The organism is Winogradskyella psychrotolerans RS-3 (genome assembly GCF_000427335.1).
In the GTDB taxonomy this organism is placed as follows: domain Bacteria; phylum Bacteroidota; class Bacteroidia; order Flavobacteriales; family Flavobacteriaceae; genus Winogradskyella; species Winogradskyella psychrotolerans.
Map to the genome: position 1 here is coordinate 55,573 of NZ_ATMR01000206.1, position 24,630 is coordinate 80,202.

The window sequence follows — 24,630 nt, forward strand, 5'->3', positions numbered from 1 at the left end:
ATTTCTAAAATCACTTCCGTTTATCAATAACCATAACTGGCTTTCTGCTCATTTTAGGAAACTGTAATTTTTGTATTTCCTTTTTGTCACTAAATTCAATTTTAGGAAGCACTCTTAGTTTAGCTCTAAAATGATTTTTTATATTGAGTAATAAATTTTCTGTAGGAGCATTTACAGCTATTTTAATGAGAATTTCGTCTGTTCCTATGGAATTGTGAGAAAGTTCTATAACAAACGCTTCCACCTCGTTAAAATCGTTTAAAATATTATGCATTGCTGGTGGATATAAAGTGGTGCCTTTATATTTTATCATTTGTTTTTTTCTGCCAATTACAGGTCCTAATCGCATGGTGTTTCTGCCACAATCACATTTTTTATGATGTGCTTTAACAATATCACCCGTTTTAAATCTAAGTAACGGCATGCCTTCCACACCTAAGGTGGTAATGGTAAGTTCCCCAGATTCGCCTTCGTTTACAGGTTGATCGTTATCATCTAATATTTCGGTAATAATTAGTTCCGGATGTTGGTGGCCACCTTGTTGCTGTTCACACTCGGTAAAAGCCGTATTCATTTCGGTGGAAGCGTAGGTGGAATACAATTCAATATTCCAATGTTCCTTTATTTTTTTAGATAAGGTGTTTAATGAAAAATCTTGTGCTCTTAAGGGTTCACCAATGCAAATAGCACCTTTAATTCCTGAGGTGTTGAGGTCTATATTATGCTGTTTGGCATATTCAATGAGTTTCAACAAAAAAGAAGGAACGGCAATAATATAGGTTGGTTTAAATTTTAAAATAGAATCCCATTGCAATTCGGGAATGCCATTACCAACCCTAATAATACCAGCACCAAGTTTTCTTGCTCCTAAAAAATAAGCCAACCCTGCCATAAAGCGTCGGTCTATGGTGGTCATAAGCTGAATTACGTCGTCTGGACCAATACCAGCGCAGGCAAACGAAATGGCTTCGTTATAAGCCAAACGGTCTAAATCGTTATCCGTTAATCCAAAAAGTACAGGGTCGCCTAAAGTTCCTGATGTGGTAACATAATCCACAATTTTATTTTTAGGCACGCAAATAAAATCGTCGTTATACTGTTGTAAATCGTCTTTGGATGTGGTAGGAATTTTTGTTAAATCATCAAGCGAATTAATAGTGGTAATATCAATTTTATGTGTATTGAATAAGCGCTTATAAAAAACCGAATTGGTATTTAAATACAGTAAAAGATCTTTTAGTTTTTCAACTTGAAAGCTCTTTATTTCGGCTTTGGAAGCGTATTCTATCTCAGGAATCATAAATCTAACTTTCTTTTAATTTTTAATATAAGTATCCACTTGTTCTTCGTCAGGAACGGTCGTAATTTCTTTGGTTTTAGCGATTTCAAAGGTATTTAATGCTGCGGTATAATAGCCTTTGTTGTAATAGTATTTACCAACCAAATAATAGGCTTCCCAATAATCTGGATTTAAGTTCTCTAATCTTGAAAGAGTTTCTAAGTCTATGTCGTTTTTGGTTTCAATATTCGATAGTACTTCTTGTCTCAACTGCCTGTAAGCTTGATAATTTTTATAAGCTTCTGTATATTGAAACGGATCTTCTTCAATGTTTAATTCTGTATTTGCCAGAGACTTTTTGGTAGGATTTTTAAATATGTCATTTAAATCATACGCCACAAATTCCCCTAATTGATAAGGGTTAGAAGAGACCCAAACCAAACGCTGTTCTGGTTTAAAAACAACAGCATGATGTGCTAATAGTTGATTTAGAGCTTTTTCGTTACCATAGCCAATAGCTTTGTCGTTTAAGCCTTCTTTATTTCTTAAAATATCAATTGCAATCTTTGGAGTTAATTTAGGGTTCTGGTCCAAAAGTTCTTCCATCCGTTCGTAACGGTATTGCGAATGACTTTCTTCAATATGCTTTAAATTATTTTTATCGTTTGTATAAGCGTCGCTCTGAAAATGATTGGAACAGATAAGTTGATTTGAATTTTCAACGTCATAAACGCCAAAATTATGAGGTGAGACTTCAATTAATATCGCTTTTCTGTCGGCTGCACTTCCTACTAAAATAGATTCAGAAACAAATACTTGGCGTTTTTTAGCAATAGCAATAGCTTCTTCAATAGTGGTCGCGTATTGTAAAATTTCACGATTTAAAATAGAAATAGGTGTTTTGGCTACCAATGGAATTTTAGATTTCCCAGCATTTATGGTTACCGTTAAGCCATGCTCATTCATACCCGAAAGTACACCTAGCATTCCGGCCCAAGTTACCGACATAAATTTATAGCCTTCGGTTGGGTTTGTAAATGACACAATTTTTTCTTGGGCAAAGTCATCGCCAGCATAAAAATCTAAATTCCGACCTATAATAAGACTACCGTCCTCAGTTTTGTCATCCCAAGCGGCAAATGAAGAACAGCCTACTAAGGCTAAATCTTGTAAGGCATGCCCAATATCATGTGCGCCATGAAAATAAAGGACTCTTAAATAAGGTTCTGCAATGTAATTATAGTCCGGTGAGGCATATTTGGAAAGGCCTAAAATTTCTGTTTTATATTCTAAAGGGACATTAAGATATAGTTTTCGATTATACCAAGCCAAAAAGCGTCTTAATAAAGCTTGTTTGGTTTTAGAGGGTACAAATTTATCTATTTTAGATACAAAAATAGCTTCTTGGTTATGGAATAACTCTTCTGTAAGGCTACCAGTAATAAGACCTCTGCGATACGGATTGCCTTCTACATAAAGTTCCCACAAACCTTGTTTATTTTTACTTAGATGGTTGCTGCCCAAGGTGAACGTAGAATCGGAAGTTTTAACCCGCTCTGGAATTACGGGATTATAAGCACTTACATCCGGAACATCGTGTAAGGATTTTGAAATTCCACATGACGTTAGACTTATAAATACAAGAAGTAGAAGCCTGTGATATATGCTTAAGTTAATCTTCATGACATTTAATTTTCGATGCTTTCTTCGGTTTTATTAGCATCCAATATTTTTTTAAGTAAAGGTTCCATTCCTACAATTTCTGAACACGTAAGAACAGCACCAATAGTAACGCCTAAAATGCCATGCATATTTAAACTTTGTCCAGTAAGAAGCAGGTTTTTTATTTTAGTCTTTGGAGAAACAAAGGAAGCTAACGGGTTATTAGCATCTTTAACATAGCCATAAATAGAACCTCTGTGAGAACCAATATAATCGCGATACGATAATGGTGTTGAGGTGTAGATTTCTTGAATACAATCTCTAATAGTTGGATATTTTTTTTCTAATTCTTGAATGAGTATTTCTGCTTTTTCAGCTTTAAATTCTTCATAGGTTTGTCCGCGATCATTTTTGTTTGCTACGGTATTAAACGTGTTTTCCCAAGCTTCCACTTCTTCATAGCGCATATAAGTCATTACGGTTAGGCTCTCGCCATACTTATCTGTTTTTTTGTTGATGCCCATGGATGCCATATAACCTTCGGGCCAAGTTTCAGCAGTGTAGTCTTGTCCGTCCCAAATTCTGTTTGGATCTTTTATATGGTAAATATTTTTGTTTTGATATTTAAAGGTGTTCGGCTTTAAAACAATATAAAGGCTAAATCCAGCGATAATACTTTCAATGTTATTGATGCGCTTGGTATAAACTTTTCTGAATTTATCTTCACCAACTAATTTTATGGTAAGCTTTGGTTCAATATTAGAAATGAATAAATCTGCCTTAATTTCTTTGCCATTTTTGGTAAAAACGGAACTGATATTTTTGTCTTCAAATCCGAATTTAACAACCTCATGATGATTAAAAGCATCACCACCATTTTCTTTTAAACGTCGGATTAATAATTTAGAAATTTGGCTACCACCATTTACACAACGATAAGCACTTTCTATGTAAGAATTTATGGTTAAGGCGTGCACATAAAAAGGCGTGCGATCGGCATCACCTGCATATAGATAATTGGTGCCAGCGAGTACAGCTTGTAGTTTTTTATTATCAGTAATGGAATCAATATAGTCTTTAGCTTTTAAGCTGAAAATATCTGTCTTTTCATAATAAGGTTTTCCATATTTTAAACCATATAGTGGAAATTGGTCACAGATTTCTTTTAACTTATCACAATAGGTAATAATGGCTTTTTCTTCATCAGGAAATTCAACTAATAAATTTTTAATGAATCTATCATAGCCTTGCGCATGTTTGTATTCGCGATTATCGTTATCGAAAGTAATAACATCAAAACCATCTTCATCTAGTTTTTTTAGATTTAAATCATCAATAATATCGAGGTACTTAAAATATTGATAAAGATTTTGGCCTTTGTTTAAGCCTCCTATATAATGGACTCCAGTGTCAAAAATAGTTTTATCGCGAACAAAGGTTTGTAAGTTACCACCATACTGATTGTTTTTTTCTAAAACACAAACACTATAGCCTTCTTTTGCTAATATATTGGCAGAAACTAAACCACCTAAACCGCTTCCTATTATAACAACATCGTAATGAGATTTCATGCTTATTTCAACTGTTTTGATAAGATAGTCATATTTTCTGTTTGGTAGGTACAATCAAAACCTAAATCGAGTGTATTTGTCGCTAACAAATGCTTGCTTTCTTTTAAGAAAATGAGATGATTTAAGTCTGACTGGATCATTAGTTTTAGTTGTGCTTCTGTAATGTTAGTCGCACTTATTATTAAGGCATTTGCTTTAAAAGGCAACGTTGCCTCAATAGAATCTGCAAAAGTTATGTTACGAGAATTGGGAATAAAACTGTTTTTAACAAGTGTTCTATACTCCGTATTTTCAATATAAGAAATGATTTTTCTATCTACAGCATCTAGGGCTAATAAAAAATCAAGTTGACCAACATCGTCTGACAAATGTACAATAGTTGATTTTTTTCCAACTGTATTCAAGACCATTTTATAAATGTCTTTGTGCGTTGTAATATCCTTTTTTACGTTTTGATATAAGGTGTCACCTTTGTATCTATACTCATCCAAAAGGATGTTGTGAAAATAGGTTGCACCTTCTCTTTCTTTTCTAAAAGCACTAAATTCCGTTCTAAAATAAGCTCCAATTTGTTTGGCACGTTGTGAGTAATTGTTGCTAAATCGAGAATCTTCTGGTGTAATTCTATCCAAAATTTTTAAAGTGATATGACCATCCCTTATCATAGATTCTCCTTTAGGAATGACTTCCGAATTCCCATGAATAAGTACAGGTATAATATCTAAATTAAATTGTTCTGCTAAATAAAAAGCCCCTTTATGAAAACGCTTAATTTTATGGGTTTTAGAACGCGTGCCTTCTGGGAAGGCCATTAAGGTATAACCTTGTTCTACTTTTTTCTTTAAATGCTCTAATCCATTTTCTATGCCACTCGATACCGGATAAAAGCCAGCCAATTGTATGGCTTTTCCGAATACAGGCGAATTGTAAACCCAATCATTCACTAGAAAAATAATCTTTGGATGTAACATTCCAATAGCTATAATATCTAAAAAAGACGTGTGATTTGCGATAATAATAGCTTGCTTTTTAAAATCTTCTTTAGGTTCGTTAATCACTTTTTTTAACGAGAAACAGATGGGTGTATAATGTCGATTTCATGAATTTTGAAATCATAATATGAAACCATTTCATTTTAGTTTTCTTCTTAAGAGGAATGATTTTTAAAATAGTAACACTAAACAAGGATAATAGAATACCACCTAAGCCAAAATAAGTAAATGAGACAATGGAATAAATTAATAATCTTAATGATATTGGACGTTTATTTTTGCTACCAATAAACAATTTGAAAAGTAAAGGTTGAAGCGTAAAAGCTATAAGTACTGCTGAGGTTATACCTATTAAGCATACTAAAGATATGGAATATAATGCAGGGTGTTTTGCGAAAATTAAAACGCCAACCCCTAAAATAGTGGTGATTACCGAAAGTAAAATAGACGTTTTATGTGTGGTCAATGATTTTTCACCTGTTCGGTATTCATGCAATAATCCATTGGTCATAAAAATGCCATAATCAATACCTAAACCAAAAATAAATGTAGATATGATGATATTGAAAATGTTGAATTCTAAATGAAATAACCCCATAATTCCAATAGTTACTAACCAGGTTAGACAAATTGGAATGACTGTTACTAAAGTTAGCGACAAGCTTCTGTAAAATAAGAATAGAATAATTAGAACAACAATTAAAGAATAGCCGATTAAACTGTTGAAATCGTTTTTTAGATGACCTAAAAAAGTTTCATTCATTTGTTTTCTATCAATCACTAAAGTTTGAGAATCCTCTTTAAAGGCATTCATTACGGCATTTGCTTCATCTACTTTAACTAAAGTTGTAATGGTGGTGTAATTATCTTTAGTCGTCATATAATCGTCCACCGAAAAGGTGTTTATGGCTTTGTAATCTTTACGCTCTAAAGGTTTAAATGTGGTATTTAAAAGCGTGTAAAAACGGTTAAAGGTTTCTGGTTTAAACCCTAAAGCTGTTCCACTTTCTGTTATGTTTTGTTTTGTGGTTGCAATAGTGCTTTCGTCCCAAAAAGATTGCCAACGCTCCACTTGTTGGGTTTGTTGTTTTTTAGAATGGACAAAAGTGCTAATAGAACTGAAGTTAATAAGTTTTCCTTCCGATTTTAAGTTTTGAAGCTTGGTTAAAATGGCATCATTAACTTGCAGTGTGCTTTCTTCCGAATCACCGTAGGCCGCAATGTATATGGATTTTGAAGTGCTATTAATTAGTTTGTCTAAACGTAATTCGGCTGCCTTAATGTCTTTTGGCATGTAATTCATCTCGCTTAAATCATTGTTGAAAATAACAGTGTTATAAGTAAAGAAACTACCAAAACACAATAGAAATAAACCAATAATAACCCATTTGTTTTTATGAATGTTGTAAGAAGCAATTTGGTCTAAGGCAGTACTTTTTTTGGATGGTTTTGTTTGCTCTTTATACACTTGAGGAATAAAAAGTAGTGCAAAAAAAGAAGAACCAATAACGCTAACTGCTGCAAATATTCCTAAATCTTGTAAAGCTTGTGAGTTGATAAATAATAAACATAAAAACGCTAAAGCCGTAGTTAAACTGCTCATTAAAATAGGTTTCGAAATTTCTTGGTACAGGTGTTTTACATTAGTGTTACTTCTAATGTGTGTGAGAATGTGTAAGGAATAATCGAGTGTAACACCTAATAACACCGAACCAATCCCTAGAGAAATGGCTGATATTTTTTCGCGGATTAAAAAAAGCAGTACAATAGCTAAAAGTCCACCAAAAATGGTTGGTATAAATAATATAATTGGGACAGTTATTTTTTTATAGAAAAGTATAAATATGAGTAAAAGTACGGTTAACGCAATACCTACAGTAAGCTGAATGTCGCTTTTTATTTGATTGGCATTAGCGACAGCAATGAGTGTTCCACCAAAATATTCGGCACTTGCTTTATTTGTAAAAGCATTGTTTAGTTTGGAGTTGGTATCGCATAGGTTTTTTACAAATTGGGTGTTTTTAGCCGTTTCATTAGAACCTAAAGCAGGTGTGATAAATAACAGAATATGCTGTTTGTCTTTACTCACTAAAAAGCCGTTTTGTAAGGTGAAATCCTCACCAAAACTTAACTCTTGTAGTTTTTTTAAAGCGATAAATGATAAGCCTAAAGGATCTTTTAGAATAAAATCTTTAGCAACAATGCCTGATGGTGAAATTAACGTTTTATAATTTTTTAAGGTAATTGCAGCAATACTATCTTTTTGAATTTTGTTAGCAATAGTGCTATAATCTGCTTCATTTAGAAAAAGCGGTAAATTATAATATATAAAACTGACTGTTTTCTGAATTTCATGGTCATCAATCTGTCCTTGAATTTGTTTTATATAAGGACTAGAAGAGGTGTTGATGCTATCAATAAACTGTGATGCATATTGCGTTAAATCTTCAACAGAACCATCGGTATCTTTGGTAATGTTTACAATGATTTTATCAGTAAAATTGACATTTTTTAAAACCTTCTGTAGTTCCGCATTTTCTGCAGTAGTAGGAATTAGTTTGGTAATATCCTCTTCAAATTCAATTTTAGAAGCAATAAAGACTAAGCCCAATAGTAAAAATCCTAAAATGCAAAAGCCAAACCATTTTCTGGTATTGAAATATTGATATATATTATAAAAAATATTATGCATTGGTTGCGGTTACGTTTTTGTTTCCAAAACATAGAAAAAGAAAATAACTCAATGTTCCGGCGGATAAAGCAGCTAATGTTGCTAAAGCAAAACTTCCAACTATATAAGATTTTACATGTTTTAAAACTTCGAAACCTGCTATAATTTCATTTATATCAAATGTTACATTTTCGCCCAATATAAAATTTCCTAATTGAAAACTCGTAAGGATAATAAAAGGAATAAAAGGCGGGAGGCTTACGTTTGAAAAAGCAAAAGCAATTGTTTTATTCAACTTTAAAAGCAAAGCTAAAAAAATAACGGTAATGGTTTGAATACCCCAAAGCGGAGAAATACCTATAAAAACACCTAAAGCTATGGATAATGCTTTTTTTTGAGGGGAATCGTTACTACCAATAACATCTTCGGTTATAAAACGCTTAAATCCTTTTTTTTTAATTTCCTGAAAAAATCACGAGGTTTTATATAAAGTAAAGTTAGAATGACGAGCCATGTATTCAAAATACTTATTCGTGTGAAATCTCTGAAGGGTCTAAAGTGAGATACACGTTCATCTTCATCATATAACACTTCAATTGGAATGTTTTTTACAACAGTACCAGACCAAGCTGATTTTACAATGACTTCTATTTCAAATTCAAATTTTGAAGTATAGAATTTTAAGTTTTTTAGATGCTGAATAGGGTAGAGTCTAAAACCCGATTGAGTGTCTTGTAGTTTAATGCCGGTTTCTGCCCAATACCAAAAATTAGAAAATTTATTACCAAAACTACTTTTCTTTGGAACACTTTTTTGGCTCATATTTCTAGCACCAATAAGTAAGAGGTTTTTGTCCTCAGAGGCTTCAAGTGCCTCAATAAATACAGGGATATCTTCTGGGAAATGTTGCCCATCAGAATCTATAGTTATTGCATATACATAACCTAAACTCTCAGCATGTTTAAATGCAGCACGCAAAGCTTTACCTTTACCTTTGTTTTCTTCAAAATGAATTTGTTCTAGTTGCGAATAGTCTTCAAGAATTTTCGATGTTATATCTGTAGAGCCATCATTTACAACTATAATGTTTTCTGTATAATTTAAAACGCCTTCAATAACACGCTTTAAGGTTTTAGGGTTGTTGAAGGTTGGTATAATTACACAACACTGTAAGCTGTTCAGTTTATGATGTGAGGTAATATCCTTCATTTTTGTTATTGAGAATTCGGTCTAAGATTAAACTAATTCTTAGTTTTTTATAAATGTGCCATTGCATTTTAACGCAATAGTACCATCTGTAAATTTAGTGATATTTTTAATTTTAACCGTGTTGTTGTCTTCTATAATGGAAAGCTCTAAAATGAGTTCGGCATTAATATTTGGGTTAATTAAAGCCGTGAATTTTATGTTAGATATCGTCTGTAAGAATAAAGTGCTATTAACTTGATCTTGAGTGATTTCTTTAATGGTTTGAATCATACACACACCAGGTGTTATTGGATTACCCGGAAAATGACCATTAAATACATCGTGATCCTTATTCAGTTTAATAGTCACATGAATTGTGTTTGTATCAACAACAGTTGTTTTTAAGACCGTATAAAAACCCTTAATTAGCATCGATTTATAATTTGAATTGATAACCTACACTTAGTTGAATAACGTTATTTAATATTAAGTCACTAACGTCTGTAGTTTCATAACCGTTACCCGTATCTACATTTCTACCTAATAAATCTGTTATACCTTGTTTGTAGCCAATAGACATTACTAGTCCATTGCCAATATCATAACCTATGGCACCGGCTATAGCAATATCAACTTTTTGAGGATTATTTACATTTTTATGACTTAATAAAATATCGATGACAGGTGCAACTTGAAAATTAAGTCCACTATTACTAATATAAAATTTGTTGTTTACAGGTATGGATAAATAATTGAGTTCTATAGATTGTGTTCCATCAAAACCGAAATTTTTGTACTCACTTCCTTGTTTTGAATATATGACTTCGGGTTGAAGGGTGTAAAAACGTGCGAATTTAAAAGACAAGGTAGCTCCTATATGAAATGTGGTTATTTTTTCGCTGCGGATACCGCCATTCTCCTCGAGATTGCTTAATCCAGCAATGTTCATACCTGCTTTTATTCCTGGTTTAATTTCTACTTGAGCATTAATAAAGGTACACGACAATAATGTGATTAAGATAATAGTTAGATGTTTCATAGTGATTTAGATTGATTAGGTAGGACACAAAAATGAGGAAATATCTTAGAAATAGAAAAGAATATAGTATTTATTCTTTGTGATTTAAATAAGTTAAATCAATTTGAATTGGTGCAGTTTTATGCTCAATTTTAATATGTTCTGCGATCGTATTTTTTACATTAGAAAAGGATATGATAATCTTTTCTTTGGAATGTGTAGTGTTTATAATTTTGGTGAGTTGCTGTGATTGCTGATTGATTAGGTAATGATTAAATCGTTTTTGGTTCTTCGATTGGTAAATTATATTTCCATCATTATTCGTGAAAGCTTTATTGATTGTATTGTGCTCTTGTGTTAAAGTTTGAAAGTCTCTTTTAAGCGTGTTGATTATGATTTTTCGATCTAACTCTTTCATAATGAAATGTGTTTTCATCTCATTATTTATCAATTCAAAATCGAAAATTTTATTGCCAAAATTGGTAGTAAAGACAATGCGGTGATTATTTTCTTTTATTTTTTTGATAATTAAAATACCGCCAAAATCGTTATTGTAAGCTTTAATTTTTGCCTTGTAAACATAATCTATGTTAGTGTTTGAAAAATAAGGATTTGAAAATACTGCAGCCTTCGCATCATATTCCGAAAGCCCTTTTACGGTTGGAATTGCACAAGACGTAAAAAGGAAAAGACTACAGAGATTAATTATTAAAAACCGCTTCATCTAAAGTTGTGTTTCGAGTTTTATTCTTAAAAACAATTTTGGTGTAATCTTCAGAGGGTTCAATCATTTTTACTTCAGTGACATCGCTCGTTTTTATATCAAATTTTAATTCGAATTTAGCGATGAATTGAAGCATGTTTTCATCCTTCGGAATAAATTTTATTAAATAATAATCATCCACTTTAAAATAGGAAATATCAAAGGCGTTATCATCAAACATATTACCCTTCACGCTATTGGTAATAAGGTTATTTAGACCTCTAAACATTTTATTAGATCCAATATCTATTTTGCTTTTATCTCCTTCATCATCAATAAATAATTTGTCGTCTTTAAAAATAACACTGTATTTATATGGTGATGTATATTCCCATTTTATGAGACCAGGAACTTTAAAAGCCAGTTTTCCTTGTGTTTCAACATCATTGCTTAAAAAACTAAGATGTTTGTATTGTACAAAATCACTAACAATTGTTTTTGTATTACGATCTAATTCTGCTACCGCCGATTTAAACGTGTTTATTTCGTTTGTAGTTAGTGTTTTTTGTGCACTAGAGATTTGAATTCCGATACCTAAAAAAGAAAAAAGTATATATTACGCATAAGCTTCTATATTGAATAAAGTATCTACTGTTACAGATTGATAATTGTTCTCTTGCAAAAATAACAACAATTGTTCCAAAACACGTACAGTGATATTTTGTGAGTCGTGCAATAAAATGACAGCTCCTGGTGTGATGTTTTTAGTAATTCTGTTTAAGATGTTTTGTTCGTTATCTTTTACCGTATCTAACGATCGTATGTTCCAGCCTATAACTTTGTGTTTAGTGTGTTTTATGGCTTTTGTAATTGCAGGATTTGTAACACCATATGGTGGACGAAATAATATCATTTCTTTATTTATAATAGAAGCCACTAAAGCATTTGTTGTTTCAATTTCATCAATCACTTTTTGTTTCCCATAGAAATCAAAAATTTCAGAATGGGAATAGGTATGATTCCCTATGGTATGTCCTTCTTCTATAATTTGTTGCACCAATTTTGGTTGTTGTTCTATATGTTTACCAATACAGAAAAAAGTAGCTTTGGCATGGTAGGCTTCGAGTAAGTCTAAAATTTGTGGCGTGAATTCAGTATTTGGGCCATCGTCAAAAGTAATGGCAACTTGTTTTTTATTACAAGTTTTATTGAAATTATAAGCGTCTAGATGGTAGTTCCAAGTGATATTAAAACTACCTATAATTGTAAAGATTAACCAACCTGTAAAAACTAAAATAAACACGAAAACAGAGATAGAAATAAAAACGCTAATTATTAGCAATCCAATAAAAAGCACAAGCGTAATACGGTTTATGTTTTTAAAGTTTAACATGATGTTAGTAAGGTGAAACTATGTTGATGCCCTTTTAGTTGGTTATAAAGTAGAATGTTTTTATAGCTCGATTTATTAATGGTATTTAGCTTTAAAACTTCAGGAATATGGTTTTGTTTTATAATATTAGTAGCAGTCCAGAAGCCAAATGCAGAAGCCGTAAAAAACTCACCACAAAGATGCTTATAATGCAATTGAGGCGTGGATTTAAAACTGGAATCTTGAAGTGTTTGATATAATTCATCAAAAGCATCACCATTTTTTCCGAGTACTATGGCATCAATATCTTCGGTTGTTAAAGCATATTCTTTTAAGAAATCTTCAACTTTAGTTTTAATAGTTTCAGGTGTTGTTTTATTAAAAATTTTGAGTCCTTTTATGGCGGCAAAACTATTATTCTGTTTGGATTGGGATAAGCTAAAAAAATGAGCTCCTTCTCCAAAAGGTGTGGTTATGGGTTGCTTTTTTGCTGCTTCAGCAAGGATAATATCGTTAATAAGGTATTTTCCTAATTCATCGGTACCGCCAACTAAAACCGTTTTGGCTTCATTTTCATGTAACAAGAGTTGTCCATCTAAAACCGCGGATTCAAACGAAGCAGCGCCTTGCACATAGGTTACATTATAACCTTTACATTTTAAAGTTAATGCAATTTGAGCACCAACCGTATTGTGTGTCGATTGAATAAACGATGTTGGTGTTAAAAATTCTTCATCGTTGTCGAGTATGGCATTTAAGAATTTTTCAGAATCTTCTATACAACCAATACCTGTGCCTGTAATAATAGCATCAGGTGTTTCTAGTTCTGCTAATGCTAATGCTTTTTTTGCTGCAGCAATTCCCATTTTTACACCAGTTGCCATACGTCTACTCGCAATGGGGCTTATAAATGATCTATAATTAGGGTGAATAGCTTTTGCTAGTTTTCGTTCAAAAGAAATCGTGTTTTCTAAAAAGCTAGAATTGTCTAAGGTGTCTTGTGCCGAAATTGAAACCGCACTATTTATATAACAAGGTTTCATTAGTTTTTAGAAAATATAAGGGTTGAACAATTTCCACCAAAGCCAAATGAATTAGAAAGGACGTAGTTTAAAGGTTTTTTTGTGACTTCGGTTATGGGAACCATACTGAGTTCAGGAATCGCTGTTTTAAAATTTAAATTTGGAAACATTACGTTATTCTGAAGGGCTAAAATAGAGTAAACAGCTTCTATCGCACCTGCGGCAGCTAATGTATGCCCCGTAAAGGCTTTAGTAGAACTGAAATCAGGAACCGAATCGCCATAGATCCGTTTTATGGCTTTGCCTTCCGATAAATCGTTGTTAGGTGTAGCAGTACCGTGTGCGTTAATATAATTGATGTCTTCCGGATTTAGCTCTGCAACCTTTAAAGCTTTAGACATCGCTAAAAAAGCACCTTCACCATTTTCTGATGAAGCTGTTTGATGAAAGGCATCATTTGCATTACCATAACCTGCTAAATACCCTAAAACAGTTTTGTTGTCTTGTTTAACAACAGCATCAGATTCTAGTACTAAATAGGCTGCAGCTTCTCCTAAATTTAAGCCTTTCCTGTTGGCGTCAAAAGGTGTACAATCGGTGTCCGATAAAATCATTAGCGTTTTAAACCCGTTGATTGTAAATTTTGCTAAACCATCCGTTCCGCCAACAATTACGCGGTCTAATTGTCCTGATTTTATAAGTCGAGCACCAAGCATTATAGCGTTTGCGGCAGAGGAACATGCGGTACTAATGGTTGATGTAAAATCGGTGATGCCTAAAAGTGCTGCAATTTTTTCGGTACTATCTACAGCATGATGACTGTTTATTAATTTTCGACTTTCCTCGTTGTAATTTTGGAAATGTTTTTCCGTTAAGTCCATACCACCAACACTTGTTGCGGATATTAAACCTGTTCTAAATGCGTCAATAGTATCAATATTAGCATGTTTTACAGCTTGTTGTGCCGCAATACAACCTAATAATGCTGTTCTTGAATAGTTGTGATTTTCATTTAGATGAAGGCTTTTGGCAAGTTCTGCATTGGTTTGTAAAATTTCCCCAACCTTAATTTCATTTTTATGTCGTGTGTCTATATTTACAATAGGTGCAATGCCTTTTTTAGAATTTAAAAGCGCATGCAAATTCGCTTCTACAGTAGTTCCTATAGAAGATATAATTCCCATTCCTGTTATGGCAACACGATTTTTAAGCATTTTATTTTGTGCGGTGTTTTGAAATGTAAGTCGCTAAAACTTCTACAGAAACAAACACAGCTTTACCTTCGTTTGGATCCGTTAATTTAATACCATAATCTTTATCTAACATTACAATAAGTTCTAAAGCATCAATAGAATCTAATCCTAAGCCATCTCCAAATAATGTATCATCATCCGCAATATCTTCAACAGTAAAATCTTCTAAGTTTAATTGCTCAATAATACTTTCTTTAAGTTCTTTTTTTAATGCGTCCATTAATTTTGGGTATATATGTTTTTAATAATTTCTTTTGAATAGTTATAAGATCCTTTTTCTGCCACAAGATACATAAATGCATCATAATTATTGTTGTCCACATCGACCCAACCACAAAGAATATGACTGCTTTTTCTATTTATAATTAGGCTTGAAGCATAGTGCTCTATAAGTGTTTCATTGAATTTTTCGGAAACAAAAAAAGCGTTTTCTCCTTTTATTTGATGCCGAATACTGATTTCGCCAATCATAATATTGGCTAAGGTATAAACAAATACCGCAGGACTTGGGAAGTAATTGTCTTTGTCGTTAATGGTATCCTGATGCTTTCTGTCTGTGTCTAAACTTGAAGCTCTATTGGAAAGTACAATACCTGTATGTTTTATAATTTCAGAATCAAGTTTTGCTGCTTCAAAAAGAAATTCTGAAGTCAAAAAAGCCAGTTTACATAGGTTATCCATTTTAAAAAACTTAGGATAAGCCAATTGCTTTTCTTTATAGATTTGTTTTGCAAAATCAGAAAATGAGAGGTCTTTATCTTTCGTTATAATCGATTTTCCGTTTATAGAAATGGTATTATTATTTATACGGCAATAAGCTATGGTCTTTAACTGCTTTTTCATTGTTTCACTTTTTTAAAGATTACAGCAGTATTGCAGCCTCCAAATCCAGAAGCGGTTTTTATAAAAGTCTTTAGTTCTTTTTTAGTGGTGTTTTCAATAATATTTAGAGGCATGGTAACTCCTAATTCATCCATCCCTAAAGATTTGTATAGCATGTTGTTTTTTAAGGAATGAATTCCCACAATGGCTTCTAACAATCCAGAAGCGCCTAAAGTATGACCATAATACCCTTTTAAACTATTTAAAGGTGTTTTTTCTAGTTTTGCTCTGTTAAAAGCAATCGCTTCCATCTCGTCATTGAATGCCGTAGCGGTTCCGTGTGCCGAAATATAATCTATGGATTCTGGTTTTATATTTGCCTCTTTTAAAGCGGAAATGATACTCAAATATAAACCTTCGCCAGTTCTGCTAGGTCCTGAAATATGATTAGCATCATTACAAGAGCCATCTCCTATAATTTGAATGGCTTCACTTTCTGATGTATCCGTAGTAATAGCAACGGAAGCTGCAGCATCGCCTATAGAAATACCAGTTCTGTGTTTTGAAAAGGGTTGACATGGTTTTTTGCTAATGGCTTGAAAAGATTGGAATCCGGATAAGGTAAATTCAGAAACAATATCTCCACCCACAACAAAAGCATTATCATAATAGTCATTTTGAAGGAATCGTTTTGCTACTGCTATGGCTAAAATACCAGAAACGCAAGCATTGGATATGATGATAGGTTCGGTTTTAAATCCGAAAAATTCTTTAATTTTATTTCCTAATATAGGTAAGTAAGCGCGTTCTGGTTCAAAATTACTGTTTAAAGCATCAATATTACCTTTGGTTGTGGCAACGATTAAAACTGTTTTATCTGAAATTGAAAATGTAGCTTGAGAAATGGTGTTTTGTAAGGACAAAATCATCATTTTCTCTAATTTTGTATAAATCTTAGGATCGCCTATTTTACTAAATGCGTCGTCTAATTTTTTATGGTCAATAATAGAAGCATAACATGGTGACGTACTAATGTTGTTATGTAAAGTAATCCCTGATTGTTCTTTAGCGATTGCCGAAACATTAGTTTCAGAATCAAACCCAAGAGGGGAAATTATTGTATTTGCAGTGATAAAGACGTCTTTCATTTTAATTTATAAAAGCTTGTTTTTTGCTTTCCAGGCTTCAAAAAAATGGGGGGAGCGTTAGTGATAAATCATTGTTGTCATTTACAAAAACTTGAATAGTTTCACCTGTGCAAACCGTTTTTCCATCTTCGTTTAAAATTTTATATCTAAAGATAAGTTTTGCCGCAGGTGTATTTATATAAGTAGTTTCTACAGTTGCAATATCTCCATATTGCAAAGGTAATTTGTGCTCACAACTCGATTTTATAATAGGAGATACATAGCCTTCCGCTTTAGTGTCTAAATAAGAAATGCCATGTTTTCTTCCAAAAGCCTCGCGTCCATCTTCAAAATAATGAAGATAATAGCCATGCCAAACAATACCTAAAGCATCGGTTTCGTTGAAACGTACCCTAATGTCGTGAGAAACCTTTAGTGTAGTTTCAGAAGTATTATCATTTTTTCTAGAGGCCATTATAGACTTAATTTTTTAAAACTGTTTTCATTTGAGCTGTTATAATCACTTCTCCATTTAATGTCGTTGTGCCTTGTACTAAAGTGACGCCCATAATTTCTTGTAATATTTCAACTTCAGTTTCTATTTGCATGTTTACTTTTGGAAGCTTCTCGATTGTTACACTTTTTATAGCGCCAATATAGCCTTCTGGCGCAGGAATATTATTGATGTAAAAATGATAACCGGTATATAGTGCTACAGTTTGTGCTATGTGTTCTATAAGTCCCGGTTCTGTTAAAAATCCATTCTGAACAAACATATTTTCTTCAGTAACGGTCAGTCCAGAAATAACTTTAGATTCTTCAAAATATAGTAGTGAATCTACCATAACAATAGGTGCACGTTGCGGAATTAATTTTAAAATTAAATCTTGATCCGTAATAGGCTCTTTAAGTAAATTCATGATGTGTTAATCTTTTAAATCGTTCCAGAAATCAAAATAATTAAACCATTGCAAAGGATATTTTTTTAGCATCCACTCTAAGCTTTCGGTATAAGATTTTAGCAATGCCATTTGGTCACGTTGTTTTACATCTGCTATTCTAGCGTATAGGTGATAACGTGTTGTGGTTTCTTTCATTACATACACAAAAATTACTGGTACTTTTAGTCGTGATCCTAAAAGAAAAGGGCCTGCTGGAAATAGTGCTTCTTGGCCAAATAAATTATGTGATAATGATTTTGATGGCTTTACGTAACGATCTCCAGTAATGCAAATGATTTCATTTCGAGATAAGGCTGCGTTTATTTCAAAGATATGCGATAAATCATCTTTAATGATTATAAATTTAATGTTAGATTTTGTTGTAACACTTTCTAAATAGGCTTTAATATCTCCGTGTTCGGAATCTGTTGTTAACAAACTGATGGTAACATCTTCTTCCAATTCATTTAAAAAATACTCAGCAATTTCAAAATTACCAACGTGAGCACTAATTAAAATACCTCCGTTTTTAGATTTTAAAACGGTGTCTAAATGATCAATACCATCAAAATTATAAGTGAATTTATTTCTTAATCCTGAAGAAATAGCAATCTTATCTATAATCGTTTGTCCGAAAACAAAATAACTTTTATAGATACTTACAATACTTTTAAATCTTGAATATTGACGTCTTTTTCGGAAATAATAATAAATAGACTTTGTGCTGTTCTTAGCAAAAAAGCAGAAATAAAAAGCTACAAAAATTAGTACAAAATAAGCGGTTCGTAAACCAAGCTTTTTGATACAAAAAACAAAAATTTTATATCCTAAGACTGAACCTCTAGACTTGCCTTCCCATTCCGTAGCCATTCAATTTTAGTAAAATTTAGCTTAATTTATTTTCGATAAGATCGTAGAAATCTTGAAGTGTAAGGATCTTAATGAAATCTTCACCAACTAGTTTTACACCAAAATTAGCCTCAACAGCAACTACCAAATCAACAAAATCTAAACTATCTAGTTCTAGTGCTTCTTTTAAATTAGCTTCAGGTGAAAGATCTTCTGCTTCAACTTCAAATTCGTCTATAAGAAAGTCGTTTATTTTTTCAATAATAACCTCTTTATTCATAATGGGGACTATAATTTTTTTATTATTAGGGCTGAATTTGTTCCTCCAAATCCGAAGGAATTGGACAAAAATACATCAATTTTTTTATCTAGAGTTTTGCTGACTAAATTTAATTTAATGGCGTCTTCATCAGGGTTTTCTAAATTGATATTTGGTGCAATAAATGAATGTTGCATCATTAGCATTGAGTAGATAACTTCACTCGCTCCTGCCATCCAACACTCATGGCCAGTCATGGATTTTGTAGAACTTACATAGGGTCCGTTTTCTCCAAAAACATCAAATATGGCTTTTGCCTCATTGGCATCTCCAACGGGAGTAGAGGTAGCATGTGCGTTTACGTAATCTATACTGCTAATAGGAATATTAGCTTGCTCTATTGCTTTTTTCATTGCTCTAGACGGACCATCTACATTAGGTGTAGAAATATGTTCTCCATTAGATGAAAAACCATAACCGATGACTTCACCTAAAATTGGTGCTCCACGTTTTATAGCAGATTCATAGCTCTCTAATACAAGTGTGGCTCCACCACCACTTGGAATTAGACCATCACGATTTTTGTCAAAAGGTTTAGAGGCTTTTCCGGGTTGCGCTTCATTTGCTGAAAACACACCCAAACCATCGAAACTTCCCATAGCTAATTCGTTAATTTCTTGTGCTCCACCACAGATTATACAATCTTGAAGCCCGCTTTTTATAAGCTGATAGGCCATTCCAATAGCATGAGACCCACTTGCGCAGGCAGCACTTATTGTGAAATTAATACCTTTAAGTTTAAATATGGTTGAGAGATTCATAGTGATTGAAGAATTCATACCTTTAAAAATAGATCCTGAACCTACTAAGGTGGTATCTTTTTTCTCTCTGATAATATCAACAGCTTCAATTACAGATTTTGCAGTACTGTCGTTTCCGTAAATAATACCAACTTCATTAGCGTCTAAAAATTCTTGTGTAATGTTAGCGTTTTTTAAGGCTTCTATCGTTGCCATGTAGGCATAAGTGCCTTCTTCTCCTAAGCTAATACGCTGCCTTCTCGTTAAAAGCTTTTTTAGTTGCGGCTCTTTTACCATGCCTGTTAGGCAAGAGCGATAACCAAAAGGTTTGCGTTTTTCATCGAAAACAATTCCAGACGTTCCATTATATAGCGATGTTTTGACTTCTTCTAAATTTTCGCCTATGCAGGAATATATGCCCATACCTGTTATTACAACTCTTCCCATTTGGTAATTTATTTAAGAGTAGATACCTCCATTAATATTAATAACTTCTCCTGTAATATAAGATGCTTTTTTCGATGCTAAAAAAGAGACTAGATGTGCGACTTCTTCGGGATCGCCAAAGCGATTTGCAGGTACTAATTTTTTAAGTTCTTTTCGTTTAAATCGCTTGTCATGTCTGTTTTAATAAATCCAGGAGCAACTGCATTGACCGTTATATTACGTTTTGCAATTTCTTGAGCCAAAGCTTTAGTCGCAGCAATTACGGCACCTTTTGCTGCAGAATAATTGGTCTGTCCAGGTGTGCCTTTTAAACCCGATAATGATACGATGTTTATAATTCGGCCATATTTTTGGACTAGCATTTTCTGAATTAAGTGGTTAGTAACATTAAAAAAGCCATTAAGACTTGTGTTGATAACGTTATTCCAATCCTCAGGTTTCATCCACATAAACAAGCCATCTTTTGTGATGCCTGCGTTGTTTACTATGATTTCGATAATAGCAAATTTATTTTTGTCTTGCCATGTGTCTAATGTAGATTGTACATCTTCTATGTCTACAACATTGAATGGTAATAACTCACCAGTTCCACCAGCTTCCTCAACTGCTTGTAAAGTTTCTAAGGCTGCTGCTTTATTGCTTTGGTAATTAATTAAAATATGATAATCCGAATCCGTTGCAAGTTGTATGCAAATTGATTTTCCGATGCCTCTAGAGCCACCTGTTATTAGTGCGCACTTCATGTATATCGATTTTTTAGTTGGGGTTTATTTTAAAAGGTTGTTTTCATGATTCATAATGAAATCTTTTACCTGATTCACATAAGGATACATTACGACATCGTCTTTGAAAGCAGGAACTATATTTCTAATAGCATCATACATTTTTCTAGTTTTTGAAGATACCTTGTCTTGTATTTTGAGATATTCAATAGCTTGTATAATAGTAATCATTTCTATGGCAACAACCTCGTATGTATTTTCAATTACTTTTTTTGTGATTAAAGCCGCGTTTGTTCCCATACTTACAATATCTTGATTGTCATTATTATTGGGAATGCTATGCACATACATTGGGTTAGATAGCATTTGGTTTTCGGCTGTAGTTGAGGTCGCTGTAAACTGAACACCTTGCATACCAAAATTTAACCCTAATGTACCAAGGTTAACAAATGCAGGAAGGATATTATTTAGACTAGGGTTGAGTAAATAATTTAATTGACGTTCTGCCAGCATGCTCATTTTTGTAACGACTAATTTTAGTTTATCCATTTCTAGGGATATATAGTCTCCATGAAAATTTCCTCCATGATATACATGCTGCTTTTCTACATTAACAATAGGATTGTCGTTTGCAGAGTTTACTTCTTCAATTAAAATGTTTTCAACGCTATCTAAAGTATCTAAAACAGGTCCTAAGATTTGAGGTACGCATCGTAAAGAGTAATATTCTTGCACTTTTTCTTCAAAAACAGTAGCATCTTGCGCTTTGTTGTATAAGTGATCTTCACGTTTTTTGGTGAGTTTGCTATCACTTAAATTTGCTCGCATTTGCTTAGCGATTTCACGTTGACCTTTATGTCTTTTTGCGTTATTTAATTCTGATGATAAGTGATCGTCGTAAGCTTCTACAATTTCATTAATGGCCGATGAACATAAAATAGTCCAATTAAGTAACTGTCTTGTGTTAATAGTATTTACAATGCCAATACCTGTCATTACAGAAGTGCCATTCATTAAAGCTAATCCTTCTCTTAAAACTACAGTTATTGGTTTTAAGTTTTCAATTTCAAAAACCTCTTTTGTTGATCTTAATTCATTTTTATAAAAGACTTCTCCTTCACCAATTAGTACTAATGCTAAATGTGCCAGTTGTACTAAATCACCACTCGCACCAACACCACCATGTTCGTAAATTAAAGGAATAATATCACGATTTATTAATTGAGTCATAAGTTCTATAACCGATTTATGTACACCAGAATTTCCTAAAGACAACGTGTTGAGTCTTGCAAGCATCGCGGATTTTACATATAAAGGATGAATTGGATTTCCTGTACCAGAAGCATGACTACGTATTAAATTGTATTGTAGTTTTATACGATCTGTGTCATCAATTTTGTATTGAGCCATTGGTCCAAAACCAGTATTAACACCATAGATAATTTTGTTTTTAGAAAAATCTCTCAAAAAATTAAAGCTATTTTCAATGGTTTGAAAAACAGTTTCTTCTATTTCTATAGGGTTATTTTCGAAAATGATTTTGTAAAAATCTTCAATACCTAAATTTCCGGTTAATTTTAGCATCTATATAAGTTGGTAATATTTAATAAAAATAATAGTTAAATAACGAAAAATGAAGTTATTTTGGGATGCAAATTTAGAATAATAAATGATTTTTATACTATTACTAATATGAGTGTTGAAAATGTAGATGTACTAATTATTGGAGCAGGACCATCTGGTAGCGTTGCGGCGTCTTATTTGCATAAAAAAGGTTTAAAAGTTAAAGTGGTTGAAAAAAATCTGTTTCCAAGATTTGTAATTGGAGAAAGTTTGTTGCCACGCTGTATGGATCATTTTGAAGAAGTAGAATTGCTGGATTGTTTGAAAAAACGTGATTATGAAGTGAAAGATGGAGCTCGATTTTTACGAGGAGATGAAGTTTGTAATTTTGATTTTAGTAAAAAACATACCAAAGGGTGGGACTGGACTTGGCAAGTACCAAGAGCTGATTTTGATAAAACACTTACTGATGAGCTTTTAACAAGAGGTGTAGATATTACTTTTGAAGAAGAAGTTATTGCCGTTGATTTTTATGAGGATGGTTCTTCAGAAACTACGATTAAAAATAAGTTAGGTGAACGAAACACGGTTGCTGCTAAGTACATTATTGACTCTAGCGGTTATGGTCGTGTTTTGCCACGTCTTTTAGGTTTAGAAAAAAGCTCAGAACTTCTTAATCAGTCTTCAATATTTACGCATGTAAAAGATATAAACCGTCCTGAGGGTTGGGAAGGTACTCGGATTACTTTTGATGTTATAGATTTGAGAACTTGGTTGTGGGTTATTCCATTTTCTAATGGAGTAACGAGTATAGGTTATGTTGGTTCTACTGAATTTTTAGAATCATTTAAAGGCACGTCTTCGGAGAAATTAAAAGCCATGTTGAAACTCTCTAACTATTACAGTGAACGATTTGAAGGTGTTGAATTTCAATTTAAGCCTGTTGAGATTTCTAACTATTCTAAATCTGTTAAACAGTTATATGGAAAAGGTTATGTGTTAACAGGGAATAGTGCGGAGTTTTTAGATCCTGTGTTTTCTTCAGGAGTGACGTTTGCTACGGAATCGGCATTGTTGGCAGCAAAACTGATTACTAAATCACTTCAAAGTAAAACAGTGGATTGGGAAGTAGATTATTCCGATTACATGAAAAAAGGAGTTGATGTTTTTGCAACTTATGTAAAAGAATGGTACACCGGAAACTTGCAGAAACTATTCTTTCATAAACCAGAAAATCCAGAAATAAAGAAACAAATTTGTTCTGTTTTGGCAGGTTATGTTTGGGATGAGACAAACCCTTTTGTGAAAAATCACCACAGACTTGTTAAAGCTGTAGCTCATGTTATAGATATGGAAAAAGAAAAAAGCGAATAATGATGTATTCGCTTTTTCTAAATTTATTTTAATCCTTTTTTCTTTAAATTTTTAGCAAACTCTTTAGCGAGTTTAGCGTAAGCTTCCGAAATACGATACCCTGAATTAAAGTCATAACCCATGGCGCCATTGCCTTCAATTTTAGTATAATCTCCGGAGAATAGTATTTTATCTGCATTATCAGATTCAAATATGGTAATAGTGGCTTCGATTTTTGCATTTTGCCTCCATACACCTACGTTGTAGCCTGCATACATTAAAGTGGTCTTTACAACCATAGTATATTTAGAGTTTTCTCCTTTATTTACTTTAACAGTGTTGTCTTCAAATCTTTTATTGAAGGATTCAATAAACTTTGGTTCATATCTGTTTTCTCTGTCTTCAAACCATGACGTCTTAAATTCTTTTCCAGATCCAGCTTCTTTTTCTTCTCGCTTATCCATTTTGTCTTTTAGAAAATCTTCTTCAGAATCAAATTTTGGTATTTCTAAATTTGAATAATCAAAGATTAGAGAATATTCTTTTATGTCTTTTAGGTTTTTAAAAGACCCTTCTTTTATTTTTAATTTTTGAGCATAAATAAGTGTTGAAAATAAAAAAATAAACACTAAGGTTAATTTGTTCTTCATAAGAAATGAGTTGATTAATAGTTCAAATGTATAATTAAATATTAATTATCAGTGGTTTTCATAGCTAAAAATCTAGGTAGATATATGTAAGTGATTTCTGCTTAATGTTTAGTTTTGATAAGGATTAAGAAGTTCTATTTAATGTTTTCTTTTATGAGAGATTGAGTTTAATTAAACTGTTTTAATTCAAAAAACGACCCGTTATTAATTTATCTCAATACAGCTTTCGACTAATTATATTTATCGCAGTTTTACTATGTGTCTATCGACATTTAGTTGCATTTGTTTATATAATTAACCTTATTATATACAGAATTAACTTAATAACTTTTTGTTATCTGAAAAATTATACTATTTTTGGTTAAC

Annotated in this window: 22 protein-coding genes and 3 pseudogenes; 1 reads left to right on the top strand and 24 read right to left on the bottom strand. The window is 32.6% G+C overall.

The genetic code is table 11. The features are described from left to right. Positions 1-10 precede the first annotated feature (10 nt). From flxY to flxA, 23 genes and pseudogenes are all read right to left on the bottom strand, one after another. Entirely contained in the window at positions 11-1,300 is a 1,290-nt protein-coding gene (gene flxY / locus ADIWIN_RS18345) for a flexirubin biosynthesis putative acyl-CoA ligase FlxY (RefSeq protein WP_020898014.1), read from the bottom strand. A 15-nt stretch (positions 1,301-1,315) separates the two neighbouring features. Continuing rightward, complete coding sequence (locus tag ADIWIN_RS18350; protein ID WP_040757721.1) at positions 1,316-2,962, bottom strand: acyl-CoA--6-aminopenicillanic acid acyl-transferase; 1,647 nt, start codon at positions 2,960-2,962, stop codon at positions 1,316-1,318. A gap of 5 nt (positions 2,963-2,967) precedes the next feature. Continuing rightward, complete coding sequence (locus ADIWIN_RS18355) at positions 2,968-4,512, bottom strand: phytoene desaturase family protein (protein WP_020898016.1); 1,545 nt, start codon at positions 4,510-4,512, stop codon at positions 2,968-2,970. Between the two features lie 2 nt (positions 4,513-4,514). Then, on the bottom strand, positions 4,515-5,570 hold the full coding sequence (locus tag ADIWIN_RS21580) for a lysophospholipid acyltransferase family protein (protein WP_020898017.1): 1,056 nt from the start codon (positions 5,568-5,570) through the stop codon (positions 4,515-4,517). Continuing rightward, positions 5,563-8,196 (bottom strand): MMPL family transporter, encoded by a 2,634-nt coding sequence (locus ADIWIN_RS18360; protein WP_020898018.1) that lies wholly within the window; start codon positions 8,194-8,196, stop codon positions 5,563-5,565. The genes ADIWIN_RS21580 and ADIWIN_RS18360 overlap by 8 nt, the downstream gene beginning before the upstream one ends. Next, positions 8,189-9,384 (bottom strand): annotated as a pseudogene (locus ADIWIN_RS18365) (DUF2062 domain-containing protein). Before ADIWIN_RS18365 ends, ADIWIN_RS18360 begins: the two are co-directional and overlap by 8 nt. A 39-nt stretch (positions 9,385-9,423) precedes the next feature. Further along, positions 9,424-9,795 (bottom strand): ApeI family dehydratase, encoded by a 372-nt coding sequence (locus ADIWIN_RS18370; protein WP_020898021.1) that lies wholly within the window; start codon positions 9,793-9,795, stop codon positions 9,424-9,426. A gap of 4 nt (positions 9,796-9,799) precedes the next feature. Then, entirely contained in the window at positions 9,800-10,402 is a 603-nt protein-coding gene (locus tag ADIWIN_RS18375) for a porin family protein (protein ID WP_020898022.1), read from the bottom strand. A 70-nt stretch (positions 10,403-10,472) separates the two neighbouring features. After that, on the bottom strand, positions 10,473-11,105 hold the full coding sequence (lolB2, locus tag ADIWIN_RS18380; RefSeq protein WP_020898023.1) for a flexirubin biosynthesis protein LolB2: 633 nt from the start codon (positions 11,103-11,105) through the stop codon (positions 10,473-10,475). Then, entirely contained in the window at positions 11,083-11,697 is a 615-nt protein-coding gene (lolA2, locus tag ADIWIN_RS18385; protein WP_040757722.1) for a flexirubin biosynthesis/transport protein LolA2, read from the bottom strand. Before lolA2 ends, lolB2 begins: the two co-directional genes overlap by 23 nt. A 3-nt stretch (positions 11,698-11,700) precedes the next feature. Next, the gene (locus ADIWIN_RS18390; RefSeq protein ID WP_020898025.1) at positions 11,701-12,477 is read right to left on the bottom strand and encodes a polysaccharide deacetylase family protein; all 777 of its coding nucleotides are present in this window, start codon (positions 12,475-12,477) and stop codon (positions 11,701-11,703) included. Continuing rightward, a complete protein-coding gene (locus ADIWIN_RS18395) occupies positions 12,471-13,499 on the bottom strand; it encodes a beta-ketoacyl synthase chain length factor (RefSeq protein WP_020898026.1) in 1,029 nt (342 codons plus the stop codon). Before ADIWIN_RS18395 ends, ADIWIN_RS18390 begins: the two co-directional genes overlap by 7 nt. Continuing rightward, positions 13,499-14,692 (bottom strand): beta-ketoacyl-[acyl-carrier-protein] synthase family protein, encoded by a 1,194-nt coding sequence (locus ADIWIN_RS18400; RefSeq protein WP_020898027.1) that lies wholly within the window; start codon positions 14,690-14,692, stop codon positions 13,499-13,501. Before ADIWIN_RS18400 ends, ADIWIN_RS18395 begins: the two co-directional genes overlap by 1 nt. 1 nt (position 14,693) lies before the next feature. Further along, complete coding sequence (locus tag ADIWIN_RS18405) at positions 14,694-14,951, bottom strand: phosphopantetheine-binding protein (RefSeq protein WP_020898028.1); 258 nt, start codon at positions 14,949-14,951, stop codon at positions 14,694-14,696. Then, a complete protein-coding gene (locus tag ADIWIN_RS18410; RefSeq protein WP_020898029.1) occupies positions 14,951-15,574 on the bottom strand; it encodes a 3-oxoacyl-ACP reductase in 624 nt (207 codons plus the stop codon). Before ADIWIN_RS18410 ends, ADIWIN_RS18405 begins: the two co-directional genes overlap by 1 nt. Continuing rightward, positions 15,571-16,701 carry a beta-ketoacyl synthase N-terminal-like domain-containing protein gene (locus ADIWIN_RS18415; RefSeq protein ID WP_020898030.1) on the bottom strand — a complete coding sequence of 377 codons (1,131 nt, stop codon included), beginning with the start codon at positions 16,699-16,701 and terminating at the stop codon, positions 15,571-15,573. Before ADIWIN_RS18415 ends, ADIWIN_RS18410 begins: the two co-directional genes overlap by 4 nt. Positions 16,702-16,707: 6 nt before the next feature. Continuing rightward, positions 16,708-17,155: pseudogene (locus ADIWIN_RS18420) on the bottom strand (acyl-CoA thioesterase). Positions 17,156-17,162: 7 nt separating this feature from the next. Continuing rightward, a complete protein-coding gene (locus tag ADIWIN_RS18425) occupies positions 17,163-17,600 on the bottom strand; it encodes a hotdog family protein (RefSeq protein WP_020898032.1) in 438 nt (145 codons plus the stop codon). A gap of 6 nt (positions 17,601-17,606) precedes the next feature. Then, positions 17,607-18,491 (bottom strand): lysophospholipid acyltransferase family protein, encoded by an 885-nt coding sequence (locus ADIWIN_RS18430; protein ID WP_020898033.1) that lies wholly within the window; start codon positions 18,489-18,491, stop codon positions 17,607-17,609. 16 nt (positions 18,492-18,507) lie between these two features. Next, positions 18,508-18,750, bottom strand: a complete 243-nt coding sequence (locus tag ADIWIN_RS18435; RefSeq protein WP_020898034.1) for a phosphopantetheine-binding protein — start codon at positions 18,748-18,750, stop codon at positions 18,508-18,510. A gap of 8 nt (positions 18,751-18,758) precedes the next feature. Beyond that, entirely contained in the window at positions 18,759-19,976 is a 1,218-nt protein-coding gene (locus ADIWIN_RS18440) for a beta-ketoacyl-[acyl-carrier-protein] synthase family protein (RefSeq protein WP_020898035.1), read from the bottom strand. Between the two features lie 12 nt (positions 19,977-19,988). Next, positions 19,989-20,719 (bottom strand): annotated as a pseudogene (gene flxB / locus ADIWIN_RS18445) (flexirubin biosynthesis SDR family reductase FlxB). A 24-nt stretch (positions 20,720-20,743) separates the two neighbouring features. After that, positions 20,744-22,282, bottom strand: coding sequence for a flexirubin biosynthesis tyrosine ammonia-lyase FlxA (flxA, locus tag ADIWIN_RS18450; protein WP_020898037.1), 1,539 nt, complete (start codon positions 22,280-22,282; stop codon positions 20,744-20,746). A gap of 108 nt (positions 22,283-22,390) precedes the next feature. Between flxA and ADIWIN_RS18455 the strand changes: the two genes are divergently transcribed. Further along, positions 22,391-23,635, top strand: coding sequence for an NAD(P)/FAD-dependent oxidoreductase (locus ADIWIN_RS18455; RefSeq protein WP_020898038.1), 1,245 nt, complete (start codon positions 22,391-22,393; stop codon positions 23,633-23,635). Between the two features lie 23 nt (positions 23,636-23,658). Here the strand turns inward: ADIWIN_RS18455 and ADIWIN_RS18460 are convergent, their stop codons facing one another. Further along, positions 23,659-24,264, bottom strand: a complete 606-nt coding sequence (locus ADIWIN_RS18460; RefSeq protein WP_020898039.1) for a hypothetical protein — start codon at positions 24,262-24,264, stop codon at positions 23,659-23,661. Between the last annotated feature and the right edge of the window lie 366 nt (positions 24,265-24,630).